Consider the following 12,595-nt stretch of genomic DNA (forward strand, 5'->3'; position numbering starts at 1 on the left):
TGGCGTGTGAAGAATTTCCTAGCCCAGTCAATTGCCTGAAGGCTGCGGCGCTCTACTTGTGCATGCAATGGTGTCCGCCTAAAGGGTGGTCCGCCAATTATAACAATGGGAGACATCTTATGAAAATGTTCAAAATGCTCGCGATGACCGGTGCCATGGTGGCCGGCACTGCGGCTATGGCGCAGGAAAAATTCATCACCATCGGCACCGGTGGTCAGACGGGCGTTTACTTTGTCGTCGGTCAGTCGATCTGCCGTCTGGTGAACCGCGGCACCGCGGATCACAACCTGAAGTGCACCGCCCCCTCCACCGGCGGGTCGATCGCCAACATCAACGCGATCAAAGCGGGCGACATGGACATGGGCGTGGCCCAGTCCGACTGGCAGTTCCACGCCTACAACGGCTCCTCCCAGTTCGAGGGTGACAAGTTCGACAACCTGCGCGCGGTCTTCTCCGTGCATGGTGAGCCCTTCAACGTCATCGCCCGTGCCGACAGCGGCATCGAGTCCTTCGACGACCTTAAAGGCAAGCGCGTCAACATCGGCAACCCCGGTTCCGGTCAGCGCGCCACCATGGAAGTCGTGATGGACGCCAAAGGCTGGACGCTGGACGATTTCGCACTGGCCTCCGAGCTGAAACCGGCTGAGCAAGCCGCCGCTCTGGGCGACAACAAGGTGGATGCGATCATCTACACCGTGGGCCACCCCAACGGTTCGATCCAAGAAGCCGTGTCGACCGTTGATGCCAAGCTGATCCCCGTGGACGGTGACGCGATCCAAGGTCTGATCGACGACAATCCCTATTATGCCGAGGCCACCGTGCCGGGCGGCATGTATAAGGGCACCGACGAAGACGTGAAAACCTTCGGCGTGAAAGCCACCTTCGTGACCTCTGCCGATGTTGACGACGAAGTCGTTTATCAGGTGGTCAAGGCGGTCTTTGACAACTTCGACCGTTTCAAGCGTCTGCACCCTGCCTTTGAGAACCTGACCCAAGAGGAAATGATCTCGGGCGGTCTTTCCGCGCCGCTGCACCCCGGCGCCGAGAAGTATTACAAAGAGCAAGGTTGGCTCGAGTAATCTATCCGTGACATGATAGCTCTGGCGGCGGTACGCTGCCGTCAGAGACCCGAAAAACAATATGCGCATCCACCCCAAGGTGGAGCCGACAGGGGGACGATATGTCTGAGAAGGACCAGCAACAGGCGGCGGCTGTCGAAACCGCCGCGACCGGTGACCGGGGGGGGTTGAGCCAGGCGGAACTGGACGAACTTGTCGCTTCTTCTGATACGGGTGGGCGTTCGGTCGGTGGTTTGATGGGCACATTGCTGCTGCTCGTCGCGCTGGCATGGTCCCTGTTTCAGCTCTACATCGCGTCGCCCATTGGTCTTTTCAACGATACGCTGGCCCGCTCCATTCACCTTGGCTTTGCTGTATTCCTTGGCATCATGGTGTTTCCAGCCACGCGCACGAGTTTTCAGGTGGCGCTTGGCGTCATCGTGCCCATCGTTCTTGCCGCGCTTTTTATGGTGAGCACCAAGGACTCGACCGCCATCTGGTGGATCCCGATCCCCGCGCTCTTCGTTATTGCCACAGTACTCCTCGGCTCGCCCAAGAACCGCGTTCCGATCTGGGAATGGGCCTTGGCCATCGTCGGTACATTCTGCGCGCTCTACCTCTTTATCTTTTACCGTGACATCGCCAACCGCGTCGGCGCGCCGATCCTGCCAGACTATATCGCAGGGGTTACCGGTCTATTAATCCTGCTCGAAGCCACCCGCCGCGCTCTTGGGCCTGCGCTGATGATCGTGGCGAGCGTCTTTCTTTTCTACACCGTGCTTGGCCCCTATATGCCAAGCATCATCGCGCATAAGGGCAACAGCCTTTCCGAGATCGTGAACCACCAGTGGATCACGACCGAAGGTGTCTTTGGCATCGCGCTTGGCGTGTCGACCTCCTTCGTCTTCCTCTTCGTGCTTTTCGGCTCGCTGTTGGACCGTGCGGGGGCGGGTAACTACTTCATTCAAGTCGCCTTCAGCCTCATGGGCCACATGCGCGGCGGTCCGGCCAAAGCTGCCGTTGTGGCCTCGGCCATGACCGGCCTGATCTCGGGCTCATCCATCGCCAACGTGGTGACCACGGGCACCTTCACCATCCCGCTGATGAAGAAGGTGGGCTTCAACTCAGAAAAGGCCGGCGCGGTCGAGGTGGCCTCTTCTGTCAATGGGCAGATCATGCCGCCCGTCATGGGGGCTGCGGCCTTCCTGATGGTCGAATATGTCGGCATTCCCTATTTCGACGTGGTCAAACACGCCTTCTTGCCTGCGGTGATTTCCTACATCGCGCTCGTGTACATCGTGCATCTTGAGGCGATGAAGGCCGGGATGCAGGGCCTGCCGCGCGCCTATACGCCCAAGCCGCTGGTGCAGCAGCTTATCGGTATCGCCTTTGCGATCATCGCGATCTGCGCGCTGTCCTTTGCGGTTTACTACCTGATGGGCTGGATTCGCCCGGCCTTCCCCGAAACGGCGGGCTATATCATCTTTGTCTTCCTCACGGCGGTCTATGTTGGCCTACTTTATGTTGCGAGCCAGGAAGAACCGCTTGAGATGGAAGACCCCAACGCCGAGGTGACGACCCTGCCGATGCCGGGGCCCACTGCGCGTTCCGGTCTGCATTTCATCCTGCCTGTCGTGGTGCTGGTCTGGGCGCTCATGGTCGACCGCCTGTCGCCCGGCCTCTCGGCCTTTTGGGCCGCGGCCTATATGATCTTCATCCTGCTGACGCAGCGCCCGCTCATGGCGATGTTCCGGGGGGAGAGCCAGTTCGTCAACGATGTCAAAGCCGGGTTCCTTGACCTGATCGACGGTCTGGTCACCGGCGCGCGCAACATGATCGGCATCGGCATCGCCACGGCAACAGCAGGCATCATCGTCGGCGCGGTCAGCCAGACCGGTGTCGGCTCGGCGCTTGCGGATGTGGTCGAAGTGCTCTCGGGCGGCAATATCCTTGCCATCCTGTTCCTGACCGCGGTCCTGTCGCTGATCCTTGGAATGGGCCTGCCCACCACGGCGAACTATATCGTCGTCTCGGCGCTCCTAGCGCCGGTGATCGTGACGCTGGGCCAGCAGAACGGGCTGATCGTGCCGCTGATCGCGGTGCATCTCTTCGTCTTCTACTTCGGCATCATGGCCGATGTGACCCCGCCGGTGGGTCTGGCGAGCTTTGCCGCCGCCGCCGTTTCGGGCGGTGATCCGATCCGCACCGGGCTGGTCGCCTTCTTCTACTCCCTGCGCACCGCGGCGCTGCCGTTCCTGTTTATCTTCAACACGGAACTGCTGCTGATCGGGGTCACATGGGGGCAGGGGCTGTTCATCTTTGTGGTGGCCACCGTGGCCATGCTGCTTTTCGCGGCGGCGACCCAAGGCTTCTTTCTGGCCCGCAACCGTTTCTATGAAACCATCGCGCTGCTGCTTATCGCCTTTACCCTGTTCCGCCCGGGCTTTTGGATGGACATGATCTATCCCCCCTATAGCGAGGAAGCCCCGACCGAGATCGTTCAGGCCGCCGAAGAAACCCCTGCGGGTGAACGGCTGCGGCTGCGCATCTCGGGCGTGAACGATCTGGGCGATCCGCTGGAGTTCGTGGCGCTGCTGCCCATCGGCGAAGGTGAGACCGGTGCCGAGAAGTTGGAGGCCGCGGGTCTCATGTTCCGCGAGGATGGCGACAAGATGATCATCGACGATGTCCTCTACGACAGCCCGGCCCAGGGCGCGGGCCTCGATTGGGACCAAGAGGTGCTGCGGGTGCTGAAACCGATGCCACAACCCAGCAAGTACTGGATGTTCATCCCCGCCCTGCTACTTCTGGCGCTGGTGGTGTTCTTGCAACGGGGCCGTGCCGCGCAGGCCCCCCGTAAGCCCGCGACAGCCTGAGGAGGGCGCATCATGTTCGATAACATTCTGCTGACCGTTGATCTGAGCGACCCGAAATCATGGGAAAAGGCGCTGCCACAGGCGATCGACATGATCCGCCTGTCCAAGGGTACGCTGCATATCCTCTCGGTCGTGCCGGACATGGGCACGCCACTGGTCGAAGGGTTCTTCCCCGTGGACTATGAAAAACAGGCCACAGGCCGCGCGGCCAAGGCGCTTGAACAGCTGGTCGAGCGTGAGGTGCCTGATGACGTAAAGGTGAAGCAGCATCTGAAATTCGGCAAGATCCACCGTGAGGCGCTGAAAACGATAAAGAAATCAAACGCCGATCTGGTGGTCATGGGGTCCGAGCACCCCGACAGCCTGCGCGAATTCCTCGTCGGCTCCAACGCCGACCGCATTGTGCGTCGTTCCCCTGTTTCCGTTCTGGTCGTGAGGGCGTAAGACACGTGCGTCGCGGAGATAGGCAAGGAAATGGTCCATTGCGCCGCGTAGTTCGGAGTATTCACGCATGACCCCTTTCGCGATTGCCGGCGTGCAGATGTACGTCAATGCCTTGCAGCCCAATGTCGAGGGCATGATCCAGCGGCTCGACATTCTGATGGCGCGTTTCCCTTGGACGCAGATGGTGCTGTTCTCCGAACTGGCACCTTTCGGCCCGCTCGACCGGTTTGCCCTGCCGCCCGAGAATGAGACGATCGAACAGTTTCAGGCCGCCGCGCGGCGGCATCGGGTCTGGCTGATCCCCGGTTCGATGTTCCTCAAGCATCCCGAGGATGGCCGCGTGTATAACACTTCGGTCGTTATCAACCCAGAAGGCGAAGTGGTGCGCCGCTATGCCAAGATGTTCCCCTTCCGGCCCTATGAGGCCGGGATCGCGGCGGGCAATGAATTCTGTATTTTCGATGTGCCGGATGTGGGCCGCTTTGGCCTGTCGATCTGCTATGACATGTGGTTCCCCGAAACGACGCGGCAGTTGACCTCGCAAGGGGTTGAGGTGCTGCTGCACCCGGTGCTGACCGGCACCACCGACCGCGATGCGGAACTTGCCATCGCGCGCGCCACGGCGGCGCAGTTCCAGTGCTATATCTTCGACGTGAATGGCCTCGGCGCCGGGGGCGTGGGCCGGTCCTGCGTGGTTGATCCGACTTCGATGGTGCTGCACCAATCGGCGGGGCAAGAGGATATGTTCCCGATTGAGATCGACCTCAACATGGTGCGCCGTCAGCGTGAGACGGGGATGAAGGGGCTGGGCCAACTGCTCAAATCCTTCCGCGACCGCCCGACAGACTTCCCGGTCTATGACCGTGACAGCGGCGCGGATGCCTTCCTGCACACCCTTGGCCCGCTTGAAATTCCGCAACAGGGCAGCCGCGCGGGGCTGCATGTCGATGTGCCCGCCCAGCAGGTGCCTGCCGAGATCCCGACCTATAAGGGCAAGAACGGTTTCCCGCCTGAGCCGCTTGCCAGCCCCACCGCCGGGACGGCGCCCGAGGTGGCCCAGACACCGGCGCCCGTGGCCCCGGCTGCGGGCACGCCCGACCCACAGACAACGCCCGACACGCCCGGGCAGAACGACAATACCAGCGGCTAGGCCGGGGTTAGGTTCGCGCAAAGCGCTACCTGACGCATCGGTCGGCCCTCCAGCAGAGGACGACTGATGCATTCTATGAACGACTATTCCTCGGCCATTCAACTGCGGTCGGATCGGTGGAGCGCCCTGCGCGCCGCCGCCGCCGCCATGTCACGCGATCCGAAAGGCAAGAACGCGGCGCAGGGGCGCAAGGAAATTGAGGCGCTGTTTGAGTCACTGGCCCTGATTGAGCCCTATTGGGCCTTTCCGGGCATGTCCGCCTTTGACCACATGCGCCGCCAGTTCGCCCATGGCAATTTCGAGGATCTGGCCTTTGCCGTGAACCGGGTAACCCGGGCGCTGACCACCGGCGCCTATCGCCGCCGCACCATCCCGTTGGAACGCGACAGTCTAGATCAGGACGAGCATGACGACGAGGCGATGCTGCCGCCCGAGGCGCGGGCGCTGGCGAAACCCTATTTCGAAGTGCTGATCGTCGACAATGTGAACGAACAGCAGGAACGCTGGCTGCGCAGCAATGTCTCCCGCATGCGCCGGACCGAAGACCCGTTCATCTACGAAGCCGTCGTGGTGCCCAGCCTTGAAGACGCGCTGATCGCAGTGATGTTCAACCACAATATCCAAGCCATCGTCGTCCGCCCCGGGCTCACATTGAAATCGAAAGTCGATCAACAGATCCTGACCCGCTACCTCGCCCGCGCGGGCGGGCAGGATGAGATCGACGCGCTGCAACCCGAAAGCTATGGCCCAGAGCTTTGCCGCATGATTGCCAAGGTCCGGCCCGAGCTTGATGCCTATCTGGTCACCGAACGCTCGGTCGAGGATATCGCCGGGCTCGATCTGGGGATTTGTCGCCGCGTCTTCTACAACCAAGAAGACTTCATGGAGCTGCACCTCAACATCCTGCGCGGCGTGCAGGCGCGCAACAAGTCGCCCTTCTTCACTGCGCTGGTGGAATATTCCAAACAGCCCACCGGCGTCTTCCACGCCATGCCGATCAGCCGTGGCAAGTCGATCACCCGCAGTCACTGGATTCAGGACATGGGGGCGTTCTACGGCCCCAACATCTTCCTTGCAGAGACTTCCGCCACCTCCGGCGGGCTGGATAGTCTCTTGGAGCCGCACGGTCCGATCAAGGAGGCGCAGGAATTGGCAAGCCGCGCCTTCGGCTCTAAACAGACGTTTTTCGCCACCAATGGCACGTCGACCTGCAACAAGATCGTGGTGCAGGCGTTGGTGCGGCCCGGCGACATCGTGTTGGTCGACCGCGACTGCCACAAGAGCCACCACTACGGCATGGTGCTCGCCGGCGCGCAGGTGAGCTATCTCGACAGCTATCCGCTTAACGAATACTCGATGTACGGCGCGGTGCCGCTGCGCGAGATCAAGGAGCGGCTCTTGGAGCTTAAGGCGGCGGGCAAGCTCGACCGGGTGCGGATGCTCTTGCTGACCAACTGCACCTTCGACGGGCTGGTCTATAACGTCGAGCGGGTGATGGAGGAATGTCTGGCGATCAAGCCCGACCTCATCTTCCTTTGGGACGAGGCATGGTTCGCTTTTGCCCGGTTTAGTCCCACATATCGCCAGCGCACCGCGATGAACGCGGCCAATACCTTGCGGGCGAAGTTCAAGTCAGAGGCCCATGCCGCCGCCTATGAGGCGCAGCAAAAGACCCTGAAGGACGCGGATGATGAGACCCTGCTCAACACCCGGCTGATCCCCCCGCCGCGGGCGCGGGTGCGGGCCTATGCCACGCAATCGACCCACAAGACGCTGACCTCGCTGCGGCAGGGCTCGATGATTCACGTCAACGATCAGGACTTCAAAGGCGAGGTCGAGCAGAGTTTTCACGAAGCCTATATGACCCACACTTCGACCTCGCCGAACTATCAGATCATCGCCTCGCTCGACGTGGGGCGGCGTCAGGTCGAACTCGAAGGGTTTGAATTCGTGCAACGACAGGTCGAAGCGGCGATGTCGATGCGTCGCGCGATCAGCGAACACCCCCTCTTACGCAAGTATTTCAAAGTGCTCTCCGCCGGGGACATGATCCCCGAACAGCACCGCGAAAGCGGCGTCACCAGCTACTATGACGTTGAGCAGGGCTGGACCGACATGTGGGATTGCTGGGAGCAGGATGAATTCGTGCTCGACGCGACCCGCGTGACCTTGGCCGTGGGCGGCACGGGCTGGGATGGCGATACCTTCAAGACCCAGATCCTGATGGACAAATACGGCATCCAGATCAACAAGACCTCGCGCAATACCGTGCTGTTCATGACCAACATCGGCACCACGCGCTCTTCGGTCGCCTATCTGATCGAAGTGCTGGTGGAGATCGCCAAGTCGCTCGACGATCTGCTGGACGATGCCAGCCGGATGGAGCGACTGTCGTTCGATCGGCGGGTCAAGAACCTGATGGAAGACTACCCGCCCCTGCCGGATTTCAGCTGTTTCCACGACGCTTTCCGCGCCGCCGACACGCCCGAGGGCGACATTCGCACGGCCTTTTTCCTCGCCTATGATGAGAAGAACTGCGACTACCTCGACCTCAACGGCTCGCTGCAAGAGGCGATGGACGCGGGCGACACGGTGGTCTCGGCCAGCTTCATCATTCCCTATCCGCCCGGTTTTCCGATTCTCGTCCCCGGACAGGTCGTCAGCCAGGAAATTCTCGACTTCATGCGCGCGCTCGATGTCAGCGAGATCCACGGATACCGGCCCGATCTGGGCCTGCGCGTCTTTACCGCGGAGGCATTGAAACGCGTGCGCGGCAAAGACCTTTCCTCTTCACCCGTTTGATTAAAAGGACCAACGACATGGCAAAAATTCTCAAGAATATCTCTGAAATCCGCCGGTTCTTTCACCGGAACGAAGACCCGGTCTATTTCATCTCGGCCACCAACTTTAACCTGTTGGGCTTGGACGAATGGGTGAAGAATTTCAAATATATCTGCTACATCGATTGCTACGGCGGCAAGCATCCCAACGTGTTTTGCCCCTCGGAACAGCCCCATGCGGAGTTCCAGAGCATTGAGGACATCAACAATTACCTGCTGCAGCACAAGGAGGTCATCGACTTCATCAAGCGCCGCGGCGGCAAGCCCAAGTTCGTCTTCCTGATGTTCGACGAAGAGACCGAGCGTCTGAGCAAGGAGCTGGGCGCCGAGGTCTGGTTCCCGAAAGCCAAGCTGCGCCAGTCGATGGACAACAAGATCGAGACCGTGCGCATCGGCAACAAGGCTGGTGTGCCTTCGGTGCCTAATACGCTGAGCGAGGTGAAAAGCTACGACCATCTGCGCGAGATCTGCGAGAAGGCGGATCTCGGCCACGATCTTGTGCTGCAATCGGCCTATGGCGACAGCGGGCATACCACCTTCTTCATCAAGTCCGAGGCCGATTTCCGCCGCCACGAGAGCGAGATCGTGGGCGAGGGCGAGATCAAGATCATGAAGAGGATCGACTGCCGTGGCGCAGCGATTGAGGCCTGCGCCACCAAGGAAGGCACCATCGTTGGGCCGCTGATGACCGAACTGGTCGGCTTCAAGGAGTTGACCCCCTATCGCGGCGGCTGGTGCGGCAACGAGATCCTCGCCACCGCCTTCCCGCCCAAGGTTCGTGAGAAGGCGCGCGATCTGACCTTCAAGTTCGGCGAGCAGCTGCGCAAAGAAGGCTATCGCGGCTATTTCGAGCTCGACTTCCTGATCGATAAGAAGACCGGCGACCTGTGGTTGGGGGAGTTGAACCCGCGCATCACCGGGGCGAGTTCCATGACCAACCACGCGGCCTTTGCCCATGCCGATGCGCCGCTGTTCCTGTTCCACCTGCTGGAGTTCAGCCGCAAGAAGTTCACCCTCGACGTGGATGAGTTGAACGCCCGCTGGGCCGATCCGGACAATATCGACGGTTGGAGCCAGATGGTCATCAAACACACCGAAGACAGTGTCGACATCTGCACCGAAGCGCCCGAAACCGGGATTTACAAGATGAAGGAAGACGGCAGCGTGGTCTTTGACCGTTTCGACTATCACCGCCGCGCGGTCGAGAGCGAGAACGAGGCCTTCTTCCTGCGCATCCTGCAACCGGGTGACTATCGCTACGAGGGCGCGGATATTGGCATCCTCGTGACGCGGGGTCGGTCGATGACCAAGTCTTTCCAGTTGAACGAACGCGCGAAAAAGTGGATTCATGGGATCAAACGCAGCGTGGATGGCAAACCCTTGCCCACCGCCTCTGCCGGTCCAGAGCTTTCTGATCCGGCGTTCAAGATCCTGTAACGAGTTGAAAGGCCGCGATGTACTGGCGCGCATTGTCCGAAGACCAGCCCGGCCCGAAATGGGCCGGTCTCTTTGCGGCCTATTGGCCTGATTATCACGCATGGTGGTTGAAGGAAGGGGAGGCCGCGCGCCCGACCTATGCCCAATGCCGCCGTGCGCTGGCCCAGCATATGCCTGAGATGCTTCCGCTATATGACCAGCTTTGCAGTCTAGCAGGCGGCGGCGATCACGCGGCGCGCTTCCTTAGTTTCTATTGCCCGCCGCCCTATCTCTCGGCCTGTTCGCAGGCGATCTGGGCGGGGAAAGAGCCGGTCATGGTGCGCAACTATGACTATAACCCCAATGCCTTTGACGCGATGGTGCTGCGCACCGGCTGGCAGGGGCGGCAGGTCATGGGTACCTCCGACGGGCTTTGGGGGCTGGTCGACGGGGTGAATGATGCAGGGCTGTCGATCTCGCTGACCTTTGGCGGGCGGCGTGTGGTGGGCGAGGGCTTCGGCGTGCCGCTGATCCTGCGCTATGTCTTGCAGACCTGCGAAACCGCGCAGGAGGCGGGCGAGGTGCTGGCGCGGGTGCCCACGCATATGAGCTACAACGTCACCGTACTCGACCGAAAGCGCAGTTACCTGACAGCCATGATGGCCCCCGATCGTCCCGCTGTCATCACCCGCGCCGCGGTGGCGACCAACCATCAAGAGAATGTGGAGTGGATCAGCCACGCCCGCTTTACCGCCACGGTCGAGCGGGAGCGCTACCTGTTGCAACGTCTGCGTCTGCACCGCGACCCGGAGGAAAAGTTCATCGGCGCCTTCCTCAAGCCGCCGCTTTATTCCACGGCCTTCAACGCCGGGTTCGGCACGCTTTACACCGCCGTCTACCGTCCGCGCAAACGCGAGATGGAATTGCGCTGGCCCGGCACGACATGGGCGCTGTCGCTGTCTGATTTCACCGAAGGGGCGCGGCAGGTCTTGGTGCCGGGGGCGGCATGAGCGGGGCGGCGCGCAAAGGGCCGCTGTCCTCGCTCAGGGTGGTGGAGTTTTCCGGCCTTGGCCCCGCGCCGCTGGCGGGGCAACTGCTGGCCGATCTAGGCGCGGATGTAATCACGATTGACCGCAACGCCGCCCCGGCGGACCCGTCGGACATCAACCGGCGCGGCAAGCGGTCGGTGGTGTTGAACCTGAAAACCGCCGAAGGGATCGCCGCGGCAAAGGCGCTGATCGCTTCTGCCGATGTGCTGATCGAAGGGTTTCGCCCCGGCGTGATGGAACGTTTGGGCCTTGGCCCTGACGTCTGCCCCGAGGCTCTGATCTATGGCCGCATGACCGGCTGGGGCCAGACCGGCCCATGGGCGCAGACGGCGGGGCATGACATCAATTATCTGGCTCTAACAGGGGCACTTCATGCCATAGGCCGCGCCGATGCGCCCCCGGTGCCGCCCCTGAACATGGTGGCGGATTACGGCGGCGGGACGATGTTCTTGCTGTTCGGTATCCTTGCTGCCGTCATCGAACGCGGAGTGACCGGTAAGGGCCAAGTCGTCGATGCCGCGATGGTCGATGGGGTGCCTGCGATGATGGGGCTGATCCATGGCATGCTGGCCCAAGGCGCGTGGACCGAAAAGCGTGCCGCCAATTGGCTCGACGGGGCTGCGCCGTTTTACCGTTGCTACACCTGTGCGGATGGGAAATTCATCTCGGTCGGGGCTTTGGAGCCGCAGTTCTACGCGATCCTGTTAGAGAAGTTGGGCCTGCCTGCGGAGCTTGCCGAGAGCCAGAACGACAGGACGACATGGGAGGCGCGCATCGCTGAGTTCTCCGCGATCTTTGTTACCCGCGCCCGGGACGACTGGGCGGCGCATTTTGACGGCTCGGATGCCTGCGTGGCCCCGGTGCTGAGCTTTTCCGAAGCGCCGGATCATCCGCAGATGGCGGCGCGGGGCAATGTGGTGAGGGCGAATGGCGTGTTGCAATCAGGCCAAGCGCCGCGGTTTGACGGTTCCGCGCCACAGATGCCTAGCCCCCCACGGGCCATCGGCGCGGATACCGATGCGGTACTTGCCGAACTCGGTGTAAGTTTGGGCCGCGCATGAAAAACCCCCGGCCATAAGACCGGGGGTAAATCCGAGAACCAAAGTAAGGCTCAGGCCGCTTTGCGGTCGTGTTTGCCCTCTTCGATTTCCTCGACGATCTTGGCGACGAAAGCGTCGAGATCCTTGGGCGAGCGGCTGGTCACGATGCCTTGGTCGGCCACCACTTCGCTGTCTTCGTAATGCGCGCCGGCATTCTTCACATCCGTCGCGATGGAGGGGAAGGAGGTCGCCTTGCGGCCCTTGATGATGCCCGCCTCGATCAGCAGCCACGGGGCGTGGCAGATGGCGGCGACGGTTTTGCCGCTGTCGTGGAACTTGCGGATCAAAGCCACTGCGTCTTCGTTGGCGCGCAGCAGGTCGGGGTTTATCTGGCCACCGGGCAGCACGATGCCTTGGTAGTCGTCGACATTCACGTCCTGAAGGGCGAGGTCTGCGGGCACGGTGTTGCCCCAGTCATCTTCGTCCCAACCCTTGATCTCATTGCCGTCGGGCGTGGCCACATGGACGGTGGCGCCGCGGTCGCGCAGATCGTTCAGGGGTTTTTCCAGTTCGGACTGCTCAAAGCCATTGGTGGCGAGGATCAGGATCTTTGCATTGGTGATATCGGTCATTGCTTTCTCCTTTGTCATTTCTGCTAGACCAACGGTCTGCATGGCCGCCTGTTCCCCTCACATTCGCGCGAGGGCGATGATCCGCCGGTG

Annotated in this window: 9 protein-coding genes; 8 read left to right on the plus strand and 1 reads right to left on the minus strand. The window is 61.4% G+C overall.

Annotated features, from left to right (window positions below):
* Window positions 1–119 precede the first annotated feature (119 nt).
* From ACGYLD_RS06570 to ACGYLD_RS06605, 8 genes are all read left to right on the plus strand, one after another.
* Entirely contained in the window at window positions 120–1,079 is a 960-nt protein-coding gene (locus tag ACGYLD_RS06570; protein WP_067268205.1) for a TAXI family TRAP transporter solute-binding subunit, read from the plus strand.
* A 101-nt stretch (window positions 1,080–1,180) separates the two neighbouring features.
* Window positions 1,181–3,934: a TRAP transporter permease gene (locus ACGYLD_RS06575; protein WP_394401728.1), complete on the plus strand. Its 2,754-nt coding sequence runs from the start codon at window positions 1,181–1,183 to the stop codon at window positions 3,932–3,934.
* A 12-nt stretch (window positions 3,935–3,946) separates the two neighbouring features.
* Window positions 3,947–4,378, plus strand: coding sequence for a universal stress protein (locus tag ACGYLD_RS06580; RefSeq protein ID WP_271692735.1), 432 nt, complete (start codon window positions 3,947–3,949; stop codon window positions 4,376–4,378).
* Between the two features lie 67 nt (window positions 4,379–4,445).
* Window positions 4,446–5,528 carry a carbon-nitrogen hydrolase family protein gene (locus tag ACGYLD_RS06585; protein WP_136720276.1) on the plus strand — a complete coding sequence of 361 codons (1,083 nt, stop codon included), beginning with the start codon at window positions 4,446–4,448 and terminating at the stop codon, window positions 5,526–5,528.
* A 66-nt stretch (window positions 5,529–5,594) separates the two neighbouring features.
* Window positions 5,595–8,330, plus strand: coding sequence for an aminotransferase class I/II-fold pyridoxal phosphate-dependent enzyme (locus ACGYLD_RS06590; protein ID WP_271692736.1), 2,736 nt, complete (start codon window positions 5,595–5,597; stop codon window positions 8,328–8,330).
* Window positions 8,331–8,347: 17 nt separating this feature from the next.
* On the plus strand, window positions 8,348–9,805 hold the full coding sequence (locus ACGYLD_RS06595; protein WP_271692737.1) for a biotin carboxylase: 1,458 nt from the start codon (window positions 8,348–8,350) through the stop codon (window positions 9,803–9,805).
* A gap of 17 nt (window positions 9,806–9,822) precedes the next feature.
* Window positions 9,823–10,794, plus strand: coding sequence for a C45 family autoproteolytic acyltransferase/hydolase (locus ACGYLD_RS06600; protein ID WP_209216969.1), 972 nt, complete (start codon window positions 9,823–9,825; stop codon window positions 10,792–10,794).
* Entirely contained in the window at window positions 10,791–11,894 is a 1,104-nt protein-coding gene (locus tag ACGYLD_RS06605; protein WP_276153779.1) for a CaiB/BaiF CoA-transferase family protein, read from the plus strand. The genes ACGYLD_RS06600 and ACGYLD_RS06605 overlap by 4 nt, the downstream gene beginning before the upstream one ends.
* Window positions 11,895–11,944: 50 nt before the next feature.
* Here ACGYLD_RS06605 and ACGYLD_RS06610 read toward each other — a convergent pair whose 3' ends face one another.
* A complete protein-coding gene (locus ACGYLD_RS06610; RefSeq protein ID WP_271692739.1) occupies window positions 11,945–12,505 on the minus strand; it encodes a type 1 glutamine amidotransferase domain-containing protein in 561 nt (186 codons plus the stop codon).
* Window positions 12,506–12,595 lie beyond the last annotated feature (90 nt).

The organism is Sulfitobacter sp. 1A12056 (genome assembly GCF_043558125.1).
GTDB lineage: Bacteria > Pseudomonadota > Alphaproteobacteria > Rhodobacterales > Rhodobacteraceae > Sulfitobacter > Sulfitobacter faviae.

Bases quoted from the DNA above. Each gene is read 5' to 3' on its own strand.
- ACGYLD_RS06575 (WP_394401728.1), top strand. From the start codon at position 1,181: ATGTCTGAGAAGGACCAGCAACAGGCGGCGGCTGTCGAAACCGCCGCG.
- ACGYLD_RS06585 (WP_136720276.1), top strand. From the start codon at position 4,446: ATGACCCCTTTCGCGATTGCCGGCGTGCAGATGTACGTCAATGCCTTG.
- ACGYLD_RS06610 (WP_271692739.1), bottom strand. From the start codon at position 12,505: ATGACCGATATCACCAATGCAAAGATCCTGATCCTCGCCACCAATGGC.
- ACGYLD_RS06595 (WP_271692737.1), top strand. From the start codon at position 8,348: ATGGCAAAAATTCTCAAGAATATCTCTGAAATCCGCCGGTTCTTTCAC.
- ACGYLD_RS06590 (WP_271692736.1), top strand. From the start codon at position 5,595: ATGCATTCTATGAACGACTATTCCTCGGCCATTCAACTGCGGTCGGAT.
- ACGYLD_RS06580 (WP_271692735.1), top strand. From the start codon at position 3,947: ATGTTCGATAACATTCTGCTGACCGTTGATCTGAGCGACCCGAAATCA.
- ACGYLD_RS06570 (WP_067268205.1), top strand. From the start codon at position 120: ATGAAAATGTTCAAAATGCTCGCGATGACCGGTGCCATGGTGGCCGGC.
- ACGYLD_RS06600 (WP_209216969.1), top strand. From the start codon at position 9,823: ATGTACTGGCGCGCATTGTCCGAAGACCAGCCCGGCCCGAAATGGGCC.
- ACGYLD_RS06605 (WP_276153779.1), top strand. From the start codon at position 10,791: ATGAGCGGGGCGGCGCGCAAAGGGCCGCTGTCCTCGCTCAGGGTGGTG.